Here is a 23,443-nt window from a genome sequence, read left to right on the forward strand (position 1 = left end):
TTGGATGTCTATGTCCGGTCTCCCAGCCGCTACGGTTCGTCGATTGCAAAAGCTGCCCCAGGTGCCCTCGGTGTGGGAAGGGGATCGTCACAAGCTCTCAGGATCGCCACCCGTGGGATCCCAAACGGAAGGGGAGTGCATTCTTTGGGTAGATGGCGTTCAGGGCGTGGTACGGGCCATGGAAGTGGTGTCCGCCGATTCTGGCTTTGAGCCGATGGTGCGAACCTTGATTGTGGCCATGGAGCGGCCCCATGCTGCCTCACCTGCTCGCCCCCAGAAGATCATCGTGCGGGATCGAGAGGTGCAATTTTTCTTGCGCGGCATTCTGCACCAGCTGGACATTAAGGTGGAATGCCAGCCGGAATTGCCTCTAATCGATGAGATCCTTCAGAGCTTTGAAGAGGCCAACGAACGGATCCCTCCCCCTCTGCCGGAACACTATGTTGAGTTGCTGGCCGGCAAAGCCCTTACCCTCTGGCGAGATGCTCCCTGGGATTACCTAGAGGATCACCAAATCCTGGCGATCGACCTAAATCACTGGGACATCCAAACCCTTTATGTCTCGGTGATGGGGCGGTTGGGCATGGAGTATGGGGTGCTTTTTTATCGCTCGCTGCCCTCTCTTAAACAGTTTCGCCAGGATGCGGCCCAGCCGGCCACTCCCGAAGAAATGGAGGAGGCTTTCCTCAGGCAAGATTGTCTCTATCTCACCTTCCAAGCTGGCAATCCTGAACTCAACGAACTGCCGGATCTGGACTTGGCAGAGTTGGATCCCGAGGAAATTGAGCCGAACTTCGGCACCATTCACCCCCTGGAAGGCTTGCGCGTGACTTTGCAGGAGGACGAGGCAGCGGTCTTATCGGTGGCCCTGGAAGCCTTGCATCGCTTCTTCAAGCAGTACCACCGCAAGCTGGAAGATGACTTTCGCTCCTATCAAGGTCGGTACCGCATTCCCAACCCCCAAGAGAAGGGAGCAACCCTTTCGGTGCAGGTGCGCACTCTGCCGGACGTGGCCGAAGAGCTGCTGCAGCTGGAAGGGGAGGAGGAAGAACCTGCCCAAACCCTGCTGCGGGATGATTTGGTGCCCGAGGGCGCGCAGATAGGTCTGGGGGTCTTGCCGTGGACAACGGTGGAAATGCTGCGTCGCACGGGGCAATGGCATCCCCTCCCCCAAAGCAAGCTGGTGAAAAATGGAGAAGGGCTGCCGGTGGTGATTGTGCGCACCTCTCGATCAAAAGCAAAGCAGCTCATCGAGAATTTGCGTGGGGAAGGTGGGCCGCAAGGCGTTTGTTTCAACACAGGGGTGGATCCCTTCGATGGCGATCGCTACGACTTGGAAATTGTGCAAACGGGCAATCGCGATCTGCACCTGTTTGGAGAGTTTCCCGAAGATGATCCCGTTCACTCCATGGCTCGCAAGCGCTGGGAGCGGCGTTGCCGGGATACGGGTGGCTATTGCGGCTTGGTGGTGGCGATGGGGGTGAATTCTACGCGTCCAGAGCTGCAAGTGCGCCACATTCTGGCCTTGTTTGAGATGCAGGCTTTGAACCCAACGGGACTGGGACTGGGGCCGATGGTGCGGATTAGCCGACAATTGCACTTGCCTTGACCGTCCAGATGGAGGCAGGTTAGGTGCTGCTGGTAACCTGAGCAACTTTCTCCCAGCCGGGATCCCCTCTTTCTATCTCTGGCAGGTTTACCGGGCGGTGATTCGGTTTTTCCAGGGATCCACGCTATCTTGGCTCTGGTTCTCTCCTGGGTGCTGACCGGCAAAATAGCTCGACAAAGCATCTCGACAAAGCATCTCGACAAAGCATACAGTGGCCCTATCATCTGGGGGCTCTGGTATTGACCCTCAGTTTGTGGCAAGTGCTTGGAGTTTAGGGCAAGGGATCCCAGGTATCCTGCCGCCGCAGAGTAGCTTGTCGCAGCCGGGCCAAGTTGGCCGATCCGGTGCAAAAGGCAGCAATACGTAGCTCCTCGATCACGGCACGAAAGGTGTCCACCACCGCCTGCATCTGTCCTTGGGAGACGGCGTGTAAAGCGGGGGCGGCCATACCCACCACATCGGCTCCCAGACGGATAGCTTTGGCCGCGTCGATGCCATTGCGGATGCCACCGCTGGCCACCAGGGGTAAGTCCGGCAGCAGGCGACGAATTTCCAGCAGGGACAAAGCCGTTGGGATCCCCCAATCCCTAAAGCTGTGGGCGATGCGTTTCTTGAGAGCATCTGGTTGGCGATGGGCCTCCACCTCGCTCCAACTGGTGCCGCCCGCTCCCGCCACATCTAGGGCCGCCACACCGCATTCGGCCAGCCGCTGGGCTACCTTAGCACTGAGGCCATTGCCCACTTCCTTCACCACCACGGGCACCGGCAACTGCGCCACCAACTGTTCGATGCGGCCATACAATCCACGCCAGTCGGGATCCCCTTGGGGTTGAACCGCCTCCTGGAGAGGATTGAGGTGCAGAATCAATGCATCCGCCTCGATCATCTCCACCGCCCGTCGCGCCTGCTCCAACCCATAGCCGTAGTTGAGCTGAACGGCACCCAGGTTGGCCAGCAGCAAAATATTCGGGGCCACTTGGCGCACCTGGTAAGTCCGGGCCAGCTCTGGATGTTCCAAAGCTGCCCGCTGGGATCCCACCCCCATGGCAATGCCCAACTGTTGGGCAGCGGCGGCCAGTTGTCGGTTTAGCTCATGGGCAGCCTCTGTTCCCCCCGTCATGCTGCTGATGAGCAGGGGTGCCTGTAGGCGTTTTCCCAAGAATTCGCAGCTTAGGTCGATCTCCGGCAACAGCAGCTCCGGCAGCGCCACATGCTCAAAGAAAAACCGCTCAAAGCCGGTGCGGATCCCTTTGGCAGCCACATCCTGCTGCAGAACAATGTCCAGGTGATCCTGTTTGCGCTCGGAAATGGGGGGTAGAGAATCGGCCATCATGTCAGCAGTGCGGAGCACCTTGGTCTTGGTAGAGATTGTCAGTCTATAACGCCGCGCGCTGCCAAAAGCGAACAGCATTGCCCGTTCGCGCTAGCGGGACGGAGTCCAAGGTGACTCGCTATCTACTGGGACAGCAGTGCGGTTCCCGGTAGGGTGCCGGAGGCATAGCACTGTCGCGTCAGCGGTGCGGAGCACTATGATGTGGGCGGGATCCCAACCGGACAGCCATGCAACCCTTGCACATCTTGCTGGCAGAAGGCAACCCTCATCTGTGCAGCTTGCTGTGTTGGCATTTGCAACAGGCCGGACACCAAGTTTGGGCAGCAGAGACCCTTCGCCAGGCAAAGACCCTGCTGCAACACCAGCCCATTCACCTGCTGATTTTGGATGCGGAGCTGTCCAACCGCGGCGGGCTGCAATTGTGCCGGTGGGCCCATCGCCAATGTGATCTGTTAATTCTGCTACTCTCCCACCGGGGATCCGAGGCGGATATCATCGCCGGCCTGGAGGCAGGAGCGGACGATTACCTCACCAAGCCCTTCAGTATGCAACTGCTGGATGCCCACCTTCTAGCCTTGGCTCGGCGGCGACAGCGTCATATTCCTCCCACCTTTCTGCAGTATGGGGATCTCAAAATTGACCTGGTGCAACGGCGCGTCGCCTTGGCTGGGGAAGAGATCGACCTCACGCCCCAGGAGTTTAGCCTGCTGATGGTGCTGGTGCAGGCGGACGGGGATCCCGTCTCTCGTCTAGAGCTACTAGAGCGAGCATGGCCGGATTCCACCGATAACCCTCGCACCGTCGATACCCATATCCTCTCGTTGCGCAAAAAGCTGGAACGGGATCCGCGCCAGCCCAGCTTGATCCACACAGTGCGCAATGTCGGCTACTGCTTCGGTCTCAACCCCCCGCTGCCTCAGGAACAGAAAACCGTTTCAGTGGCTGCAGGCGTTTCGGGATCTGGGCCTCAGCGGCAGCGTCGTGGAGTCGCAGCGTCAGGGGAGGCACCTGCAAATCAATCAATCAAATCCCGCTAGGCAGATTGCGCAGGATCCCAGTCGGGATCGCTCAGTTGCAGCAGAGACCGGCGCACCCGCTGCTCCAGAGCCAGGTTGTGATGTTGGCGGCTGACCTGCAGAGCTGCTTGCAAATCCGAAAAAGCTGTCGCTTTATCTCCCATATTCCAGTAGGCCAGCCCTCGTCCGTACAAGCCATACTCGTCGGAGAGGTCAGTCCGGTTCATATCCGCTTCCAGGCGAAAGGCCCGCTCGTAGTCGTCCAAAGCAGCTTTGATCTCCCCCAGCGCATAGAGAAGGTTGCCCCTGATGTAGAGAACGTTGGGCTGCTGGGGTTCTCTTTCTAAGCTGCGGCTGAGGTCGGCAATGGCCTCGTCAAAGTAATCACCACAGGCGTAGGTCACCCCCCGCTGGTAGTAGTGGGCTGGGCTGGGATCCCAGTAAATAGCCTGCGACCAATCGGACAAAGCCGCCTCCCAGGTGCCCAGGTAGCTGTGTAAACGGGCCCGCTGGGAATGGGCAAGCGCTGAGGTGGGATCCAAGCGAATGGCTTCATCCAGATGAGCTAGGGCCAAAGGCAGGGATCCCTGTTGCATGAGCAGGTTGGCCAAGCTGAGGTGGTGGGGGACATTGGGGTGTAGGCGCACCAGCTCAGCAAACTCCGCCGTTGCTCCCTGGAGATCCCCCTGAGATTGACGAATCAGCCCGCGATAAAAATAGGGTTCTGGTCGCCGCGGGGCCAACCGGATCGCCTGGCCGAAATCCTCCAGGGCCTGGGGAACTTGGCCGAGGGCAAAGTAGGCTTCTCCCCGCAAAATGTAGGCGTTGGCCAGGCAGGGATCCCGTTGCAGAGCCAAGCTGAGCTGTTCAATAGCCCCCAGCAAATCCCGGTTCAGCCACCGTTCTCGACCACGGTTGTAGGCCAAGATGGCCGGACGGGTAAAGGCAGAGATGGCGGCTGCACCCACCAGGCCCATCACTGCCAAAAGACGATCCTGCCGCCAGCTGGCCATGCTCCCCAGCAACAGGGCAACCGCAATCAAAAGGCGCAAACCGGCAGAGTCGTGGGCTCTGAACATACTGCTCCGCACCGCTGTTACGAGCGTATCCTGTTTTTTTAATCTGCTCGCGAGCTTCTCTCTGATTCTGCCCGATTTGGCAGCGAAAAACGCCGAACAGCTCAAGCCCAAAAAGCTCCCGTAGCTCACTTGGATCAAGAGTAGAAAGGGGATCCCCGTGCTCCTCCCAACCCTTTAGCTTGTGGGGGTGTGGGGGTAGCTAAGCCCCGCACTGTACCCGTAGCGTCAGTGTCGGGATACAGAGACCCCCACATGGTGTATGATGAGAGTAGTTGCACAAGGCGGCTTTGCCGGAATCTGGTGCAGCTACGCGGTGGGACATCCCGTGTCTGCTCGCAGAGGGTTCTTGCGTAGGCTCCCCGATGAAGCGAGAAGCCCACACTGTACCCGTAGGGTCAGTGATGGGAGTATGTCACGCCCAGAGCATCAACCGCAGCTCATAGGGATCGTGCATATCGGGGTGGAAGGGGAGCAAGCGGATGGCTAACCCTTGCAAGCCGCTGGCCTCATAGCAAATCTGGCCGGAAAAGATGGCCCGATCCTCCAGCGTCTCCACATAGCGCAGGGAGATTGCCTGTCCTTTCTGAATCTGGCCCTCATCATTGACCGGCCCCTGGTAAGCTTGCACGATCACATCCTGAGGTTGCAGGGATCCCAGCCGCACCTCCACCGTCACGGTGAGGGGATCCCTGGCCATCACCACTTGGTCATCCTGTGCCAAGGCAAGGCCGGCAGCGGCAGCTTTCTTCGGGGTTTCGATCTGGACGTTGAGAACCTGGATGTTGTACCAATGCTCCTGCAGGTGGTTTTGCCAACGAACGAACTGGCGGGCCGACTCGAAGTGGTCACGGCGCATGCGGTCGAAGTAGTTGCTGAGAGGAATGTAGGCTCGCTGGACGTACTCCAACACCATGCGCTGCGTGCTGAACTGGGGGCAATTGAGGCGAATCGCCTGCTTCATGCGCTGGATCCACTGATGGGGTAGGCCATCGCTGCCGCGCTGGTAGAAGAGAGGGGCAACCTCTTGTTCCAGCAGGTCGTAGAGGGCATTCGACTCCACCTCATCTTGATAGGCGCGATCCTCATACTCCTCACCGCGGCCAATGGGCCAGCCGGTCTGGTAATAGTCAGCCTCGTCCCACCAGCCGTCCAAAATACTGAGGTTCTGTCCACCGTTGGCTGCCGCCTTCATGCCACTGGTGCCGCTGGCCTCCCGGGGGCGCAAGGGGTTGTTCAGCCACACATCCACCCCGGCCACCATCAAGCTGGTGACATACATGTCGTAGTCCTCAATGAAAACCAAGCGCTGGCGAAACTCCGGCTGCCGCGACACCTGCACGATCTGGCGGATCAGCTCTTTGCCGGGTATGTCGCGGGGGTGGGCCTTGCCGGCAAAGATAAACTGCATCGGGTACTGAGGATGGTTGAGCAAAGCCTTGAGCCGTTCCAGGTTGTGGAACAAAAGGGTGGCCCGCTTGTAGGTGGCAAAGCGGCGGGCAAACCCAATGGTGAGCACCTCCGGGTTGAGGGCCTCAGAGGCCCGTTGGATCTCAGCCGCTGAGGCAGCCCGTTTCTGGAGCTGTTCCATCAAGCGCTCGCGGGTAAAGTTAATCAGGCGGGAGCGGCTGCGCTCGTGGGCCCGCCACAATTCCCCATCCGGAATCCGATCCACCTTTTTCCAGAGGGGATCCGAAGGAGGAGCCTCTGCCCAATCCGGCCCCAGGTAGCGGTCGTAGAGGGCTTGGTTCTCCTCCCCCACCCAGGTGCGGACATGTACCCCGTTGGTGATGGAAGTAATCGGCACTTCTTCCAGCGGGATCCCAGGCCACAGCCGGCTGAACATCTTGCGGGAAACCGCCCCATGCAGCTTGCTCACACCGTTCACAAAAGAGGCCATGTTGATGGCCAGCACTGCCATGCTGAAGGGAGATTGGAAGTCGCCGGTATTTTCCCGTCCCAAAGCCAAAAAGCGCTCCCGGCTCAGGCCCATCTGGCTGTAGTAGAAGCCGAGGTAGTAATCGATCTTGTCGGGCGGGAATAGGTCGATCCCGGCGGGCACCGGCGTGTGGGTGGTAAACATCTGGCTGGACTTGGCCACCTGCCAGGCCTCTTCAAAGCTCAGCCCCTGCTCCACCATCAACAGGCGAATCCGCTCTACTGCCAAAAAGGCCGAGTGCCCTTCGTTCATGTGGTAGACGGTGGGATGGATGCCAAGGGCGCGCAAAGCCCGCACGCCGCCGATCCCCAGCATGATCTCCTGGTGGATGCGCAGATCTTGGTCGCCACCGTACAGCTCATCGGTGATGTCTTGGTCGTACTGGCTGTTGGGCTCGATGTTGGTGTCCAGAAGATAGAGGGGCACCCTCCCCACCGTCACCTTCCAAATGCGGGCGAACACCTTGCGGTTGGGATAATCCACCTCAATGCGAATTTCGCGGCCCTCCGCATCTCTCTGCAGCTCCAGGGGCATGTTAAAGAAATCGTTAACTGGGTAGCGTTCCTGCTGCCAGCCGTCGGGGTTGAGGTACTGGCGGAAATACCCCTTTTGGTAGAGCAAGCCCACACCCACCAGGGGCAAGCCCAGGTCGCTGGCCGCCTTGAGGTGATCCCCGGCCAAAACCCCCAAGCCGCCTGAGTAGAGGGGTAGACAATCCGCCAAACCAAACTCTGCCGAAAAATAGGCGTAGCACTCCCCTTCCACCGCTTGGGCCGAACGATACTTGCGGTACCAAGTGTCTTCCTGCAGATAGCTCTGCAGTTGTTGGCTGGCCCGTTCCAACTGGGCCAAAAAGCCGGGATCCTCCGCCAACTCATCCAGCCGTTCCTGCCGGATCCGGCCCAGAAGAGCCACCGGGTTGTGGCTGCAGGCATCCCACAGATCCGGATCCATGCGCCGGAATAGGCTGCGGGTTTCTACGTTCCAACTAAAATGCAGGTTGTAAGCCAACAAGCGCAGACTTTCCAGCGGAGTAGGCAGGTAGGGAGTGACCTTAAACGTGCGTAGCGGCTTCATAAAGACTGGGAGGAGCGTTGTTTCCACTGTCAGGCTACCTTGCCCTCAGCCTGAGGGCGTGGCTTTTTAACTTGAATGTCGATTTGTAATCCAGTGGATGCCGAGCTGTAATCCAACGGCTGCTCGAACTCCCTCAGGGCTCTATTTGGGATGGATCCGACTGCCCCACTGGCCGATACGATCGCTGCTATTGCCACTGCGGTGGTGCCTGAACAGGGCAGCGTGGGGATTGTACGCCTTTCCGGGTCACGAGCCCTTCCCATTGTCCAAGCCATCTTTACCCCTGCCCGCCGCAACGCAGTCTGGGAGAGCCATCGGCTCCTCTACGGCTGGATCCGCGACGAGAAAGGCCAAATCCTAGACGAAGCGCTGGCCGTTTGGATGCAGGCCCCCCGTTCTTACACCCGCGAAGATGTGGCAGAGCTGCATTGCCACGGTGGCATCATGGTGGTTCAGGCCACGTTGCAACAATGCCTGCGGCAGGGGGCGCGGCTGGCTCAGCCGGGGGAGTTTAGCCTGCGCGCTTTTCTGAATGGCCGCATTGACCTCACCCAGGCCGAGAGTGTGGCCGATCTGGTGGCGGCCCGCTCCCCTCAGGCGGCCCGGATGGCCCTAGCAGGCTTGCAGGGTAAGTTAGGGGGATCCATTCGCGCCCTGCGCCAGGAGCTGCTGAGTTTGTTGGCAGAAATTGAGGCTCGCCTCGACTTTGAAGAGGATCTGCCCCCCTTGGATGTTGCCGCTTGGCAGGCCCGGCTCCAAGCTATTCAAGCCCAGATGCAAGCCCTGCTGGCCACGGCAGAACGGGGACAACTGCTGCGCACCGGGGTGAAGGTGGCCATTGTCGGGAGGCCCAATGTGGGCAAGTCCAGCCTGCTCAATGCTTGGTCAGGACAGGATCGGGCCATCGTCACCGATCTGCCCGGCACCACCCGCGACGTGGTGGAATCCCACCTGGTGGTAAAAGGGATCCCCGTTCAACTGCTGGACACTGCCGGCATCCGCGCCACCGAAGATCCGGTGGAACGGCTGGGGGTGGAGCGCTCCCAACGCCTAGCCCAGGCTGCCGATGTGCTGGTGCTGGTCATCGACGCCCAAGCGGGCTGGACGGCTGCCGACGCCGCCATCTACGAGTCGATCCGCCATCGCCCCCTCATCCTGGTGATCAACAAAACCGACCTCGCCCCGCCAGAGGGGATCCCCCTCCCCCCCGAGATTGCCCACCGCGTCCCCGCCGTTGCCGCCCAAGGGAAAGGGATCCCGGAGCTGGAAGAAGCCCTGGAGCAGCTCGTCACCCAGGGACGTCCCCAGCCCAATCTGGAGATAAGCCTGAACCAGCGGCAGGCTGCTGCCCTCCAACAAGCCCAAGCCAGCCTGGAACAGGTGGGGCAGGCCATCCAAGCTCAGCTCCCCCTGGACTTTTGGAGCATCGACCTACGGGGCGCCCTGCATGCCCTTGGCCAGATCACCGGCGAGGAGATCTCGGAATCAGTGCTGGATCAGATTTTCAGCCGCTTCTGCATCGGTAAGTAACTCTATAGACTCCTCCTAACTCATACTCATTTTGAGTTTGTGTTACTATGGGCTCAGTTGGGAAGCCGAAGCGGATCCCCGATAATGGAAACACAGTTAGGAGGTTGGCCATGGTTACCGCCGAGAAAACCCGTTTGTACCCCACCCGGATCGACTTGCCGGCAGAGGCCCGCACGCAACTGGTGGAGCTGCTCAACCAGTCCTTGGCAGACACGTTGGATCTGAAGACGCAGGTGAAACAGGCCCACTGGAACGTTAAAGGCATGCACTTCATCGCCTTGCACGAGATGTTCGACACTTTTGCCAGCACCCTGGAAAACTACGTGGACATGCTGGCGGAACGGGTTACGGCGCTGGGGGGCATCGCCCGCGGCACGGCTCGCATCGTTGCCCAAACCTCCACCTTGCCGGAGTACGATCTGGCCGCTGAAGAGGGTCGGGATCACCTGCAGGCTTTGGCAGCCCGTTACGCTCACTATGCAGCTTCCGTCCGCCGCAACATTGACCGCACCACCGAACTGGGGGATGCCGACACAGCAGACCTGTTCACCGAGATCTCGCGCCAGATTGACAAAGATCTTTGGTTTATCGAGGCTCACCTGCAGGCGTGACGCCAGCGAGGCCAGTCACAGGCAAGTGGATCAAGCAAAATGGGCGTTAACGTTCCCCTCCTGTATTTGGTGGCTCTGGCCAGTATCCTCGGCGTGGCGGGCTTCTTTGTCCTGCGGGAGGTGCTGCGGGTACGGGCCCAGGAAAAGGTCATCCGTGAGCTGCAGCCCCGCCTGAGCAAAGGCAAGGGATCCCCGCAGGAGCACTACGAGTTGGGCAGCGTCTATTTGCAAAAAGGCCTCTACGACCAGGCGGTTGCCCAGCTCAAAAAAGCCCTAGAAGTGGCCGGGGAGAACATTCCCCCCGTCTGCAACGCCCTCGGTTTTGCCTACTTCAGCCAGGGGCAGTACGACTTGGCCATCCGTTACTACAAGGATGCCGTGGCTGCGGATCCCGGTTATGTAACTGCTTGGAACAATCTGGCCCATGCCTATGAGAAGAAAAATCTCTATGGCCCAAGCCTGGAAGCTTACGAAACTGCCCTGAAGTTGGATCCCCGAAATGCCATTGCTAAGCGGCGCTCGGAGTCTCTGCGCAAACGGTTGCAGCCCAGCCCCTGAGGATCCCATCTGCAATTCCATCCGCAGAAATACTCTTGACCGCAGCACAGTTGTCCATAGGAGTTGGCTCTAAAGACTCCATCCTGCCTGTGCAGGCACTTCCTTATCCTCTCAAAAGAAGATTGATAATACTGAAATCTTGAGCGCAAATGTAAGATCCGGTATCGTGTTGCCTGGGCTGGTATTATGTCTTAAATAAAACGAGAGGCCATTTCATGGATTCGCAATCGGTAGCACCTGTGGTTTTGGTGATCCTGGATGGCTGGGGTTATCGGGATGCTCTCGATGGCAACGCGGTGCTGGCTGCGGAAACCCCTGTCCTGGATAGCCTTTGGGCTGCCTATCCCCACACCCTGCTGCAAGCTTCGGGTCGGGCCGTGGGCCTGCCGGCAGGACAGATGGGCAACTCTGAAGTCGGGCACCTGACCTTGGGGGCAGGGCGGGTGGTGCCGCAGGAATTGGTGCGCATCAGCGACGCGATAGAGACAGGATCCCTCTTCCAGGATCCCTTGTTGATGCAAGTTTGTCGCCAGCTCAGAGAGCGAGGGGGCCGTTTTCACTTCGTTGGCCTTTGCTCCGAGGGGGGGGTTCACTCCCACATCGACCATCTCTATGGGTTGCTCAAGCTGGCGGCCCAGGCTGAGATTCCGGCCTATGTCCACGCCATCACCGATGGCCGCGACACCTTGCCCCGCGATGGTGCCAGGGTTCTGGCCGCCCTGGAAAAAGAGCTGCAATGGCTGGGCAATGGCGTCATCGCCACCCTGAGCGGACGCTACTACGCCATGGATCGGGATCGCCGTTGGGAGCGCACCCAAAAGGCCTACGAGATCATGACCCAAGACGGCCCTGGCCGTGGACAAAGCGCCGCGGAGGTGATGGAAGCTTTCTATGCCCAGGATCTCACAGACGAGTTCATCCCGCCCACCCGCCTGGCTCCGGGGGCTGTGCAGCCGGGAGATGCGGTGCTTTTCTTCAACTTCCGCCCAGATCGCGCCCGCCAACTTACCCAAGCCTTTGTCTGCCCAGACTTTTCGGGTTTTCAACGCCCCTTGCTGCCGGCTCTCACCTTCATCACCATGACTCAGTACGAGGCGGATCTGCCGGTGCAGGTGCTGTTCAAGCCCCAGAACCTGAATCACCTGCTGGGCCAAGTGGTGAGCGAGGCCGGCCTCAAGCAATTGCGCATTGCCGAGACGGAAAAATACGCCCATGTCACCTACTTCTTCAACGGCGGCATCGAGCAGCCCTTCCCCGGCGAAGATCGCATCCTGGTGCAAAGCCCGCTGGTGACCACCTACGACCAGGCGCCGGAGATGTCGGCAGTGGAAGTGACCGACAAGGCGATAGAGGCCATCGCCCGCCGCGAATACAGCCTGGTGGTGCTCAACTATGCCAACCCCGACATGGTAGGTCACACCGGCAACTACGAAGCCACCATCCGCGCCCTGGAAACGGTGGATCGCTGTTTGGGCCGGCTGCTGGCGGCAGTGGTAGATGCGGGAGGCACTACTTTGATCCTGGCGGATCATGGCAATGCAGAGCTGATGTGGGATGAGAACGGCAACCCCTGGACGGCCCACACCACCAACCCCGTTCCCTGCATTCTGGTGGAGGGGGAAAGGCGCAAAATCCCCGGCTGTGGCGGCGATGTCAAGTTGCGCTCCAACGGCACTTTGGCTGATGTGGCCCCCACCCTGCTGGAGATCTTGGGCCTGCCTCAGCCCCCCGAAATGACAGGACGTTCGCTTTTGCAGCCGGCAGAATACACCATCCTCCAGCGGCAACCCAGTCCTGTGGGGCGGTAGGTGCCAGGGATCCCTTACTCCGTCACTGGGATCCCTTCTTGGGCCAGCCATGCTGTTAGCTCTCCCCAGTTGCGATAGACAGCCAGAACCCGTGAGCGCTCGGGGTGATAGGGGGCAGCCAAGCGCTCCAACTGCAAAAAGCGGGCCTGGGGAGGGATCACCGCCGCTTCGGGATCGGGGGGAGTGGGTCGGCGCAAGGAGCTGCTGTAGCCGCGGTAGATCAGCACCAGATCAGACTCTCCCTCGCTTTCCACCTCAACCCGCAGCACCTCTTGCGGGTGGTCTTGGCTATAGCGCTCCAAGGCCAAGGGCCAAGGCAGGGCCCTCATGCTTCCAGTTCCCCCTTATCAGTTCCGGGTCGCAGCCGCCAGACAAAGTAGAGGCTGTAGAGCAGGTAGGCCACCAGCCCCCAGGCCCCCACGCTCCCCAGCAGCTCCGGCGATACATTGGGATGGAAGATCTCCCGAAACCCCAGCGGTGGCCCAAACCAAGCCCGGCACTCCTCTGGCAGAGAAGTGCGGAAAGCACAGGGCACAAAGGCCCCCGAAAAGAGGATCCCGGCCCCCATATAACCAGTCAGGCCCCACCGCCAGAGCAAAAAGGCTCGCGCCGCCCAGGTTCTCGACTGCTCGAGAGCAGCACTCCAGTCCCGCCAAAACCAAAGACAAACCAAGATCAACAGCCGCGCCATTGCTCCACTGAGAAAGCTGACGGGCAGGCCCCCAATCATCAGGTACACCGTCACCGCCAAGAGGCTCGATACCCGCCAATAAACGATCAATAGCTGAATCAAGGGCCGCAACCCCACCGCAAAAGCCCAAATCAGCAGCAGCAATGGCATCACCACCGTCAGCGCCACTGCCAAGCGGTAGTCCAGCCAGATTGCATCCACCAGCCAACTCTGGGGAGTCATCCTCACCCTCTGCCACTCCTGCCCCTTAGTATATGAAACCTGGGGGATCCAGGACGGGACACAGAGAGTTACGGAATGTTAACGCCTGCTGACCATCCCCAGCAAAACTTTACACCAGACAGCTTTCAGAAAGTTTTCCATTTTGCCGCTACCGATCCCCGAAAGTGGTAGATTCTTAGCTAGCTCCTCAGAGGAGTATCCCTGTCGTTCGGAAGGCCAGCTGCCTGTCTGAGCGACCAGCGGAGTCTCCTTCAGACCTTGGCCCAACTTAATCTCATTAAGTATTGTTACTTAATCGTGTTATCTTGGGTTAAGGTCAAACCTTGAGAGGCATGACCTCGAAACCATGGCCCGTTCTTCCAGACTCCTCTCTCACAGTTCTACCCGTTGGAAGGCGACCCAGTGGAAGCCCAGACCACTGCCTCCCTTGGAGAATGCACCTCCTTCTCCGAAGCGGGAGGAAGAGACAGGGGATCCAGTTGCGTCAGAGCCACCCCTTGCCCTGGGGAGGCCCGATTTGGCGAGGAAGGTGAAGGGTGGAGCTAGGGGGGCAGCAGTTGCTGGCAGCGGGAGCTATGAAGCGCTGCAGCTGTGGCTGGTGCTGGTTACCTTGGGGGTAAGTCTGGCCATTGCCGTGGGAGTGGCCCTGGTTTACTCTCTGGGGGTAGCTGCCAACTACTTGCTGGGGGCGGTTGTTGGCGTGGTTTATCTGCGCATGCTGGGCCGCGGCGTAGCGGAGCTGGGCAAAAGCCGCAACCGTTTGGGGGTGACGCGTTTGGCTCTGTTTGTCGGGCTGATCGTTTTAGCCACTCAGGTGAAGTCTTTACAGATATTGCCCATTTTCCTGGGGTTCATGACCTACAAGGTCACCCTGCTCATTCATCTTGTCCAGACCTTGACCCGTTCATCTTCTTCTGTGTGATGCCCATGAACCTGTCCTTCTCCTCTCCTCCTCTTTTGGCAGAACTCGAGGTCGGCCATCACCTTTACTGGCACCTGGGCAAATTCACGGTTCACGGGCAGGTTTTGATCGCCAGCTGGATCGCCATTGCCCTGATCTTGACGGTGGTCATTTTGGGCACCCGTCAACTGCAGCGGGAGCCGGCTGGCCTGCAAAACTTTGTCGAGTATGCCCTGGAATTTGTGCAAAGCATTGCCCGAGCCCAGATTGGCGAGAAAAACTTCCGGCCCTGGGTACCCTATGTCGGCACCTTGTTCCTGTTTATCTTTGTCTCCAACTGGATGGGCAACCTCTTCCCGTGGAAGTTAATTCCTCTGCCGGAAGGGGAGTTGGCCTCCCCCACCAACGACATCAACACCACTGCCGGGTTGGCGCTGCTCACCAGCATCATGTATTTCGTGGCCGGCATCAGCAAGCGGGGGCTGTCTTACTTCAAAAAGTACATCGAGCCTACCCCGATTCTGCTGCCCATCAACGTTTTAGAAGATTTCACCAAGCCCCTTTCCCTGAGTTTCCGTCTATTCGGCAACATCCTGGCAGAAGAGCTGGTGATTGCGGTGTTGGTGTTGCTGGTGCCCTTGTTTATCCCCGTGCCGGTGATGGTTCTGTTCCTGTTTACGGGGGCAATTCAGGCTTTGATCTTCTCAACCCTCTCGGCAGCTTACATTGGAGAGGCGCTGGAAGGTCATGGAGGAGGGGATCACCGTGATTGAGGCCGCTGTTCGGTCGATCCACCTTGGCCCTTTTCGGGAAAATCATCTCAAGGGGGTCAGCGCAAGGGATCCCTTCTCTGGTAAGGTTTGTTGGGGCCGACAAGTTATGCTGAAGGCCGCCGACAAAGGGGTGAGCGAGGTCGATTTACTGAGCCCGGATCATCCCAAGGCTGAAAAGCGCTGTTGCTTTTGTATCGATGGTTTGTGAATGACAAGGAGCATCTCATTATGGATCCGTTAACCTCTGCTGCTTCTGTTTTGTCTGCTGCTCTGGCCATTGGCCTGGGATCCCTGGGTCCCGGTCTGGGTCAGGGGAATGCTGCCGCTGCCGCCATGGAGGGGCTGGCCCGTCAGCCCGAAGCGGAAGATAAGATCCGCGGCAACTTGCTGGTCAGCTTGGCTTTCATGGAAGCTTTGACCATCTACGGCTTGGTGGTGGCGCTGGTGCTTTTGTTCGCCAACCCCTTTGCTTAACTCTCATTGGGGGCGGACTGCATTGATTTACCCATCCGCCCGCCCCCTCACCCAGCTCCATCTCAGACTCAGTTCCTGTTGGGGTTGCAACGTCATGTTCTTTCCAACCTTGTTGGCTGTTGAAGCGGCTGAAAAAGGTGGTCTTTTCGATCTGGATGCCACCCTGCCCCTGATTGCCATTCAGTTTTTGCTGTTGGTGGCAGTGCTCAACTCCCTCTTCTATGAGCCGGTTACGCGGGCTATCGACAGCCGCAACGACTACATCCGCACCACTCAAGCGGAAGCCCAAGAGCGGTTGGACAAGGCGGTGTCGTTGACCCGACAGTATGAGTCTGAGATCAGCCAGGCCCGCTTGCAAGCCCAGCAGGTGATCGCTGAGGCAGAGGCTGCAGCTGCTCGCATTCGTTCCGAGAAACTGGCTGCCGTGCAGGCAGAGATCCAGCAGAAGCTGGAGGCGGCGCGGCTACAGGTCGAGCAAGAGAAGCAGGCAGCCCTCGAACAGCTGCAGCAGCAGGTGGATGCCATTGCCGCCCAGATTACCCAGAAACTGTTGGGCAGTGCTCGTTAGATCGCTGGTTGGAAGTACTTTTGGAGGAGCTTGCGATGCCTGTGTGGAGTTGGGTGGCCGGTTGGATCTTGGCTGTGGCCGAGACCACGGAGCTACTCCCAGAAGCCAAGGCAGGAGAGGGGGATCTCTTGGCCAAGATTCTCGAGAGCAACCTGATCAACATCGCGATCATTCTCACCTTGCTGTTTATCTTGGGTCGCAAAGTGGTGGGAGAAGCCCTGGCCAAGCGGCGGGAGGGGATCCTAGAAGAACTGCGGCAAGCGGAGCAGCGCAAGCGGGAAGCCATCGAGAGGCTGGCGGAGGAGCAGCAAAAGCTGGCCCAGGCTCAGCAGGAGGCTGAACGTATCCGCAAGCAGGCGGAAGCCAACGCCGAAGCCCGTCGGCAAGAGTTGTTGGAGCAGGCGGAGCGGGAAGTGGAGCGGCTGCGGGCCAATGCTGAGAAAGAGTTGTCCAGCGAGCAGGAGCGGGTTTTTCAGGAGTTGCGTCGGCAGATCGTTCGCCAAGCCCTGAGCAAGGTGGAGCAGGAGTTGCCGCAGCACCTCAACGAAGAGGTTCACCGCAGCCTGATCGAGAAAGGGATCCAAATGATTGCCCGCTAACTCTCAAGGAGGAGAAAGGTATGATCAGCAGCACAATGGCTGAGAAGGTGGTGGATCCCTATGCCGAGGCTCTCATTGCTCTTGGGTCAGGCCAGGGATTGCTGGACACTTTTGCCGCCGATATGCGCTTTATTGCCGAGGTTTTGCGGGCTACGCCGGAGCTGGGCCAGTTTCTCGCCAACCCGGTGATCAAGGCCGAGGCCAAAAAGAACCTGCTGCAGCAAGTATTTGCCGATCAGATCCACCCTCTGCTGCTGAATGCGCTGAAGTTGTTGACCGACCGCCGCCGTATCATGTTTCTCGGGACTGTTTGCCGGCGCTTTTTGGATCTGCAGCGGAAGCTCCAGAACATCGTCCTGGCCGAGGTGACGACGGCGATACCCTTGACGGAAGCTCAGCAGCAGTCAATTCGCGAGCGGGTGATGGACTTCACCCAGGCCAGCGGTGTGGAGTTGCAAGCCACTCAGGATCCGGAGCTGCTGGGAGGGGTGGTCATCAAGATTGGATCCCAGGTGATCGACCTCAGCTTGCGTGGACAGTTGCGCCGGCTGGCCTTGCAGTTGGCCTAAGTTGTTTTTTGAGGATCCCTTCCCGTTACCTTGAGAGGACTGCTATGCCTACCATTCGCCCAGACGAGATTAGCACCATCATCAAACAGCAGATCGAGCAGTACAACCAGGAAATGCAGGTCTCCAACGTGGGGACAGTTCTGCAGGTGGGGGATGGCATTGCCCGCATCTACGGTTTGGATAAGGTGATGGCCAGCGAGCTGCTGGAATTTGAGGATGGCACCACCGGTATTGCCCTCAACCTGGAAGAAGACAACATCGGTGCCGTGCTGATCGGCTCCGGGCGAAATATCCAGGAGGGATCCACCGTCAAATCTACGGGCAAAATCGCCAGCATCCCCGTGGGGGAAGCCCTCTTGGGCCGCGTGGTGGATCCCCTGTGCAACCCCCTCGACGGCAAAGGCCCGATCCAGTGTACGGAGTCTCGCCTGATCGAATCTCCGGCACCTGGCATTGTCGATCGCCGCTCTGTGTACGAGCCCCTGCAAACCGGCATTACCGCCATCGATGCCCTGATCCCCATCGGGCGGGGGCAGCGGGAACTGATCATCGGCGACCGCCAAACCGGCAAGACCACCGTTGCGGTGGACACGATCCTGAACCAAAAAGGGCAGGATGTGATCTGCATTTACGTGGCCATTGGTCAGAAGCAGAGCACCATCGCCCAGGTGGTGGGCATCCTGACCGAGCGAGGGGCTATGGACTACAGCATTGTGGTGGCTGCCGGCGCCGATAGCCCGGCCCCGTTGCAGTGGCTGGCCCCCTACTGTGGCGCCACCATTGCTGAATACTTCATGTACCAGGGCAAACACACCCTGGTGGTCTATGACGACCTCTCCAAGCAGGCGGTGGCTTATCGGCAAATGTCGCTGCTGCTGCGCCGTCCACCCGGTCGGGAAGCTTATCCTGGGGATGTGTTCTACCTGCACTCGCGGCTATTGGAGCGAGCCGCCAAGCTGAGCAGCCAACTGGGAGAGGGATCCATGACGGCGCTGCCGATCGTGGAAACCCAGGCCAATGACGTGTCGGCCTACATTCCCACCAATGTTATCTCCATCACCGATGGGCAGATCTTCTTGGAATCGGATCTGTTCAACGCTGGCATCCGCCCGGCCATCAACGTCGGGATTTCCGTCAGCCGCGTCGGCTCGGCAGCTCAGACCAAGGCGATGAAAAAGGTGGCTGGCTCCATCAAGGTGGAACTGGCGCAATACCGCGATCTGGAGGCCTTTGCCCAATTTGCCTCTGACCTGGATGAGGCTACCCAAAAGCAACTGGCCCGCGGCCAACGGCTGCAGGAGTTGCTGAAGCAGCCACAGTACTCTCCCCTGTCTCTGGATCAGCAGGTGGCCATTATCTATGCGGGGACGCGAGGCTATTTGGATGACATTCCGGTGGAGAAGGTCTCCAGCTTCAAACAGGGCCTTTTGGCTTACCTGGGCACCACCCATCCCAAGTACGGCGAGATCGTCCTCTCCACCAAGCAGCTCACCGACGAGGCAGAAGAAATCTTGAAAACGGCCATCACAGAGTTCAAGCAGAGCTTCGTGGCCAAGGCGGCCTAGGGTGACGCGGATCTCTCCTGGCCCGGATCCCTGTCGACCACCAAAATAGAGGGAGTAGGTTATGGCAAACCTCAAGCGCATCCGCGATCGCATCAAGGCGGTGAAAAACACCCGCAAAATTACCGAGGCCATGCGGCTGGTGGCAGCAGCTCGGGTGCGGCGCGCCCAAGAGCAAGTGATGGCCACCCGTCCCTTTGCCGACCGACTGGCCCAGGTTTTCTATCGGCTGCAGACGCGGCTGCGACTGGAGGATGTCAACTTGCCTCTGCTGAAGCAGCGGCCCATCCAGACGGTGGGGCTGTTGGTGGTGGCCGGGGATCGGGGCTTATGCGGAGCCTACAACGCCAACGTGATTAAGCGCACCGAGGAGCGGGTTCGCGAGCTGCAGGAGACAGGGCAGCAGGTGCAGCTTTACCTGGTGGGCCGCAAGGCGGTGCAGTATTTCCAGCGGCGCTCCGCTCCCATCGCCAAGACCTACGTGAATTTGTCGCAGATCCCCACGGCGGCTGAGGCTGCCCAGATTGGGGATCAGCTCCTGGCGGCCTTCTTGTCGGAGAAGGTGGACAAGGTAGAGCTGCTCTACACCCGCTTTGTCTCTTTGATCAGCTCCCGTCCGGTGGTGCAATCCCTGTTGCCCCTCGATCCGTCGCGGTTGGCCACTCAAGACGATGAAATTTTTCGTCTTTTGGTGCGGGGCGGAGAGTTTACTGTCGAGCGCAGCAAAGTCATCGCAGCGGTCTCGGCCCCACCTCAGGACATGATCTTTGAGCAGGATCCCGTGCAGATTTTGGATGCACTGCTGCCGCTGTACCTGAACAACCAGTTGCTACGGGCCTTGCAGGAGGCGGCGGCCAGCGAATTGGCAGCTCGCATGACGGCCATGAACAACGCCAGCGACAATGCCAGCGAGCTCATTCGCACGCTGGGTCTTGCCTACAACAAAGCTCGCCAGGCGGCTATTACCCAGGAGATCCTGGAGGTGGTGGCCGGAGCGGAGGCCTTGTAGGGTTCTCAAAGGAGATCCCCTGAGGAGCCGAGGTTGCGTTGCCGCGCCATCTGGGAGTTGAGCAGAACCACCGGCAAAATCCCCACTAAGACAATGGCCAAAGCCGGTGCCCCTGCCTCCGCGAGACGCTCATCGGCTGCCAAGCGGTAGGTTTGCACCGCCAAGGTGTCGAAGTTGAAGGGCCGCAGCACCATCGTGGCCGGCAGCTCCTTCATCACATCCACAAATACCAGCAGCATGGCCCCCAAGAGGCCACCGCTCATCAAGGGCAAATGCACCCGCCAGAGGGTACCCAGGGATCCCTGTCCCAGGCTGCGGGCTGCCTCATCCAAACTGGGGGGAATGCGCAGCAGCGTGGCCTCAACGGTGGCCAAAGAAACGGCCAAAAACCGCACCAGGTAGCCGAACACCAAAGCCGTGAGGGTGCCACTGATCACCAGGCCAGGTGGCTGTTGCAGCACCACCTGCCGCAGGTAGCTCAGCAGTTGATCCAACCACCCTAGGGGAATCAGAACCCCCACTGCAATCACCACCCCAGGCAGCGCATAGCCCAGAGAAGACAACTGCACTGCCAGCCGCAGGCCCCACGGGGATCCCGCCCGTCCTAGCCCCTGCATGCGCAGCCCGTACAGCACCACCACCGACACGGAAACGGCAATGACAGCCGTGATGGTCGATAGCAGAAAGCTGTTCTGGGCGTAGCTCCAAAAGCGGCGACCCAGCTCCCCCTGGCGCAGGGTCATATTGAGCAGAATCAAGGCCGGCACGACGAAGCCCAGCCCAATCGGGATCCCACAGGCTAGCCAAGCCCCCACCGCCCGGATCCCTTGTAGGCGGTAACGGGTTGGGGTGGGTTTGAACCCTTGGCGATAGTAGCGCGCCCGCCGGCGGGAGACCTGCTCCATCGTTATCAGCAGCAACACCAGCAGCAACAGCAGCGCCGAAAGCTGAGCCGCCGCCACCAGATTGCCCAGGGCCGTCCAGGTGCGGTAGATGCCGGTTGTAAAGGTATCTACCCCGAAATAGCTGACGGTGCCGAAATCGTTGAGGGTTTCCATCAAGGCCAGCAGACAGCCGGCCACGATCCCCGGTCGGGCCAGCGGCAAAGCCACCTTGAAAAAGCTGGCCCAAGGCCCGTAGCCCAAGGAGCGGCTTACCTCTAAGCAGGCCACCGATTGCTCCTGAAAGGCCAGCCGGGCCGAGAGGTAAACATAGGGATAGAGGGTGAGGATCAGCAGCAGGATCGCCCCCCACAACGAGCGAATGTTAGGGAACCAGTAGTCGCCGATCCCCCAACCTGTTACCCGCCGCAGCCAGATCTGGAAACCGCCGGTTACCTGCAAAAAATCGGTGTAGGCGTAGGCCAACACATAGGTGGGGGCCGCCAGGGGCAGCACCAACATCCACTCCAGCCAGGCCCGCCCCCAAAACTGACACATGGTCACCAGCCAGGCAGTGCCACTGCCCACCAGGATGACCCCCGCCGCCACCCCTGCCATCATCACCAGGCTATTGCGCACATAAAGCCCCAAGACCGTATCGGCCAGGTGCTCCCAAACCTGCCGCTCGTCCGCAAAAAGGCTGAGCAACACCGTAAGGACAGGAACGAGAATGAGACCGCTGAGGGTCAGAGTCAGAAGCGCCCAGCCGTTCAGAGGAAAGAAGCCACTTCCCGGCAGAGATTTGCTCAACAACTTCAACCTCATCTCTTTGTCCATCTCAACAGGCGGGAGCTACCTCTTGAGCAACTCCTGGGGAAGAAAAGGGGATCCTCCAGGGATCCCCAACCAAGTTTTCTCTCAAAACAAGCTCTTGGGCAGCTTAACGAAATAAACGATGTTCTCGTCTTGCTTGTTACCAAGGTAAGGCATAGTTTTTTCTTGAACCGCGCCCTTTTCCGAGACGATGCCAAAGTCGTCGTCGTTAACTATCGCTAGGGTAGTTGAGTTGAGAATGGCCAACCCCTCGGGCTTGTCGTGGGGATAATTGGGGATCGACATAATGTCAAATACTTCTTCTTTGTTTTCTGTGTTCAAAAGCAGATCCCGCTTTGGAACAGGAGCCTTTTCGGGAAGGTTTTCAATTGCCTTTGCCGGGCTATTGGTGTAGAAAGAAGCTAAAGAAAGCAGGAGCAAGAACAAGCCTGCTGTTCGCAGTTGTTTCATTTGGCAAACCTCCAGAAGCTTTTGAAAAAGAAAGACAGGACGCCTGAGCGGCCTCGAACGGAAGCAACGCCGTCCTAGAGTATCGACGCTTGGCCAAGAACCGTCAAGCTGCTTAACGTTCACGGCGTCAAGCAATGAAAGGCTGCACTCAGGGCCTGTCCTGGAGGCCTGATCTACTTCCAACCGGCCCGATCCATTACCTTTAGGGCATCAGGGGTGACGCGGCCAATGCTGGCAGCGTTGATCGTATCTTCCTTAAAGGTGCCAAAGCTGGCCACCAACGAGTCGATCTCAGCCCCAGGCAGTACCGGGTACTCATTGTTGCTCTGGGCAAAAATGGCCTGCGCCTCTGGCCCGGAGAGAAACTCCAAAAATTGGATGGCCGCTTCTTTGTTGGGAGCTGTTTTCAGAATGCCGGCCCCGCTGATGTTGACGTGGGTGCCACGATCCTGCTGGTTGGGGAAGAAGACGCCGATTTTCTCGGCTACGGCGCGCTCTTCTGGATTGTCGGATTTGATCAAACGCGGCAAATAGTAGGTGTTGGCCAAAGCCACGTCTCCCACCCCGGCGGCCACGGCCTTGATCTGATCTATGTCTCCCCCTTCCGGCGGACGGGCAAAGTTGGCCACCAAGCCTCGGGCCCATTGCTCCGTTTCCGGGATCCCGTGGGCCAAGATGATCGAAGCCGTCAAGGATTGGCTGTAAACGTTGCTGGAGGAGCGGGTGAGCACCTTGCCCCGCCATTTGGGGTTTGCCAAGTCCTCATAGGTGGACAACTCCTTGGGATCCACCTTGTCTTTGTTGTACATGATCACCCGCGCCCGCTTGGTGAGGCCAAACCAGTACCCCTCTGGATCCCGCAGAGACTCGGGAATATTTTTGGAGAGCGTCTCCGACTGGATGGGTTGAAACCAGCCCTCGTTCTGAGCCCGCCACAACCGGGCAACATCCACCGTCATGAAGATGTCGGCGGGGCTGTTGGATCCCTCGCTGCGGATGCGCTCGATGATCTCATCGGCTTTGCCCTGCACCCAATTCACGGTAATGCCCGTTTTCTGCTGGAAAAGTTCGTACAATTTCTCGTCTGTGCTGTAGTGTCGCGAGGTGTAGAGGTTCACTTCCCGATTGGCGCCATGGGCCGGACGCAGAAGAGACCCTGCTGCCAGAGCCGCAGAACCCAGCGTGGCTCCACTGACAAATTGCCGTCGCGATAAGCGCATACCCAACTCCTAAGTTCAAAAACATCTCAAGAGACACAGCTCCACCGGCCAGGCTCTCTCTGAGAAAGCACCGGAAAGCCAAGCCCAAAGGACAAAGACAGTCCCCGCAAGCCTCACTCTGTTGGCTCTTATC

At 59.0% G+C, this 23,443-nt stretch carries 22 protein-coding genes; 14 read left to right on the top strand and 8 right to left on the bottom strand.

The window, feature by feature from the left end; all coding sequences use genetic code 11:
• The first annotated feature begins 10 nt into the window (after positions 1 to 10).
• A complete protein-coding gene (locus tag ACVWZF_RS09240; protein WP_457411312.1) occupies positions 11 to 1,609 on the top strand; it encodes a DUF6930 domain-containing protein in 1,599 nt (532 codons plus the stop codon).
• A gap of 271 nt (positions 1,610 to 1,880) precedes the next feature.
• Here ACVWZF_RS09240 and fni read toward each other — a convergent pair whose 3' ends face one another.
• A complete protein-coding gene (fni, locus tag ACVWZF_RS09245; RefSeq protein ID WP_041437648.1) occupies positions 1,881 to 2,939 on the bottom strand; it encodes a type 2 isopentenyl-diphosphate Delta-isomerase in 1,059 nt (352 codons plus the stop codon).
• A 230-nt stretch (positions 2,940 to 3,169) separates the two neighbouring features.
• On the opposite strand from fni, the gene ACVWZF_RS09250 reads away from it, so the two are divergent.
• Entirely contained in the window at positions 3,170 to 3,979 is an 810-nt protein-coding gene (locus ACVWZF_RS09250; protein ID WP_011434234.1) for a response regulator transcription factor, read from the top strand.
• On the opposite strand, the gene ACVWZF_RS09255 is transcribed toward ACVWZF_RS09250, so the two are convergent.
• Together ACVWZF_RS09255 and glgP are read right to left on the bottom strand one after the other, a co-directional pair.
• The gene (locus tag ACVWZF_RS09255; protein WP_457411314.1) at positions 3,976 to 5,037 is read right to left on the bottom strand and encodes a tetratricopeptide repeat protein; all 1,062 of its coding nucleotides are present in this window, start codon (positions 5,035 to 5,037) and stop codon (positions 3,976 to 3,978) included. The two genes, ACVWZF_RS09250 and ACVWZF_RS09255, sit on opposite strands and share 4 nt — an antisense overlap.
• A gap of 412 nt (positions 5,038 to 5,449) precedes the next feature.
• Positions 5,450 to 8,050: an alpha-glucan family phosphorylase gene (gene glgP / locus ACVWZF_RS09260; protein ID WP_457411315.1), complete on the bottom strand. Its 2,601-nt coding sequence runs from the start codon at positions 8,048 to 8,050 to the stop codon at positions 5,450 to 5,452.
• 150 nt (positions 8,051 to 8,200) lie between these two features.
• Between glgP and mnmE the strand changes: the two genes are divergently transcribed.
• From mnmE to gpmI, 4 genes are all read left to right on the top strand, one after another.
• On the top strand, positions 8,201 to 9,580 hold the full coding sequence (gene mnmE, locus ACVWZF_RS09265) for a tRNA uridine-5-carboxymethylaminomethyl(34) synthesis GTPase MnmE (protein WP_457411316.1): 1,380 nt from the start codon (positions 8,201 to 8,203) through the stop codon (positions 9,578 to 9,580).
• Between the two features lie 110 nt (positions 9,581 to 9,690).
• Positions 9,691 to 10,191, top strand: a complete 501-nt coding sequence (gene dps / locus ACVWZF_RS09270; protein WP_011434230.1) for a DNA starvation/stationary phase protection protein Dps — start codon at positions 9,691 to 9,693, stop codon at positions 10,189 to 10,191.
• Between the two features lie 39 nt (positions 10,192 to 10,230).
• The gene (locus ACVWZF_RS09275) at positions 10,231 to 10,749 is read left to right on the top strand and encodes a tetratricopeptide repeat protein (RefSeq protein WP_011434229.1); all 519 of its coding nucleotides are present in this window, start codon (positions 10,231 to 10,233) and stop codon (positions 10,747 to 10,749) included.
• 215 nt (positions 10,750 to 10,964) lie between these two features.
• Complete coding sequence (gene gpmI, locus ACVWZF_RS09280; RefSeq protein ID WP_011434228.1) at positions 10,965 to 12,557, top strand: 2,3-bisphosphoglycerate-independent phosphoglycerate mutase; 1,593 nt, start codon at positions 10,965 to 10,967, stop codon at positions 12,555 to 12,557.
• 14 nt (positions 12,558 to 12,571) lie between these two features.
• Here gpmI and ACVWZF_RS09285 read toward each other — a convergent pair whose 3' ends face one another.
• Both ACVWZF_RS09285 and ACVWZF_RS09290 read right to left on the bottom strand, forming a co-directional pair.
• Positions 12,572 to 12,886, bottom strand: a complete 315-nt coding sequence (locus tag ACVWZF_RS09285; protein ID WP_011434227.1) for a DUF7734 family protein — start codon at positions 12,884 to 12,886, stop codon at positions 12,572 to 12,574.
• Positions 12,883 to 13,470: a DUF3177 family protein gene (locus ACVWZF_RS09290; protein ID WP_011434226.1), complete on the bottom strand. Its 588-nt coding sequence runs from the start codon at positions 13,468 to 13,470 to the stop codon at positions 12,883 to 12,885. The genes ACVWZF_RS09285 and ACVWZF_RS09290 overlap by 4 nt, the downstream gene beginning before the upstream one ends.
• A gap of 517 nt (positions 13,471 to 13,987) precedes the next feature.
• Between ACVWZF_RS09290 and ACVWZF_RS09295 the strand changes: the two genes are divergently transcribed.
• The 8 genes from ACVWZF_RS09295 (at position 13,988) to ACVWZF_RS09330 (ending at position 19,925) form a co-directional block, all read left to right on the top strand.
• Positions 13,988 to 14,392, top strand: coding sequence for a hypothetical protein (locus ACVWZF_RS09295; protein WP_238376806.1), 405 nt, complete (start codon positions 13,988 to 13,990; stop codon positions 14,390 to 14,392).
• A 5-nt stretch (positions 14,393 to 14,397) separates the two neighbouring features.
• The gene (atpB, locus tag ACVWZF_RS09300; RefSeq protein WP_011434223.1) at positions 14,398 to 15,144 is read left to right on the top strand and encodes a F0F1 ATP synthase subunit A; all 747 of its coding nucleotides are present in this window, start codon (positions 14,398 to 14,400) and stop codon (positions 15,142 to 15,144) included.
• Positions 15,145 to 15,372: 228 nt separating this feature from the next.
• Positions 15,373 to 15,618, top strand: a complete 246-nt coding sequence (gene atpE / locus ACVWZF_RS09305; protein WP_011430931.1) for an ATP synthase F0 subunit C — start codon at positions 15,373 to 15,375, stop codon at positions 15,616 to 15,618.
• 94 nt (positions 15,619 to 15,712) lie between these two features.
• Positions 15,713 to 16,186, top strand: a complete 474-nt coding sequence (locus tag ACVWZF_RS09310) for a F0F1 ATP synthase subunit B' (protein WP_011434221.1) — start codon at positions 15,713 to 15,715, stop codon at positions 16,184 to 16,186.
• A gap of 35 nt (positions 16,187 to 16,221) precedes the next feature.
• On the top strand, positions 16,222 to 16,785 hold the full coding sequence (locus ACVWZF_RS09315; RefSeq protein WP_011434220.1) for a F0F1 ATP synthase subunit B: 564 nt from the start codon (positions 16,222 to 16,224) through the stop codon (positions 16,783 to 16,785).
• A gap of 20 nt (positions 16,786 to 16,805) precedes the next feature.
• Positions 16,806 to 17,354 carry an ATP synthase F1 subunit delta gene (gene atpH, locus ACVWZF_RS09320; RefSeq protein ID WP_011434219.1) on the top strand — a complete coding sequence of 183 codons (549 nt, stop codon included), beginning with the start codon at positions 16,806 to 16,808 and terminating at the stop codon, positions 17,352 to 17,354.
• A gap of 44 nt (positions 17,355 to 17,398) precedes the next feature.
• Positions 17,399 to 18,919, top strand: a complete 1,521-nt coding sequence (gene atpA / locus ACVWZF_RS09325) for a F0F1 ATP synthase subunit alpha (RefSeq protein WP_011434218.1) — start codon at positions 17,399 to 17,401, stop codon at positions 18,917 to 18,919.
• Positions 18,920 to 18,980: 61 nt separating this feature from the next.
• Positions 18,981 to 19,925, top strand: coding sequence for a F0F1 ATP synthase subunit gamma (locus tag ACVWZF_RS09330; RefSeq protein ID WP_011434217.1), 945 nt, complete (start codon positions 18,981 to 18,983; stop codon positions 19,923 to 19,925).
• A gap of 5 nt (positions 19,926 to 19,930) precedes the next feature.
• On the opposite strand, the gene ACVWZF_RS09335 is transcribed toward ACVWZF_RS09330, so the two are convergent.
• From ACVWZF_RS09335 to ACVWZF_RS09345, 3 genes are all read right to left on the bottom strand, one after another.
• Positions 19,931 to 21,631 (bottom strand): ABC transporter permease, encoded by a 1,701-nt coding sequence (locus ACVWZF_RS09335; protein WP_011434216.1) that lies wholly within the window; start codon positions 21,629 to 21,631, stop codon positions 19,931 to 19,933.
• A 93-nt stretch (positions 21,632 to 21,724) separates the two neighbouring features.
• On the bottom strand, positions 21,725 to 22,090 hold the full coding sequence (locus ACVWZF_RS09340; RefSeq protein WP_187147242.1) for a hypothetical protein: 366 nt from the start codon (positions 22,088 to 22,090) through the stop codon (positions 21,725 to 21,727).
• A gap of 173 nt (positions 22,091 to 22,263) precedes the next feature.
• Positions 22,264 to 23,310 carry a Fe(3+) ABC transporter substrate-binding protein gene (locus ACVWZF_RS09345; RefSeq protein ID WP_011434214.1) on the bottom strand — a complete coding sequence of 349 codons (1,047 nt, stop codon included), beginning with the start codon at positions 23,308 to 23,310 and terminating at the stop codon, positions 22,264 to 22,266.
• Positions 23,311 to 23,443: the final 133 nt, after the last annotated feature.

The organism is Thermostichus sp. OS-CIW-30 (assembly GCF_054060215.1).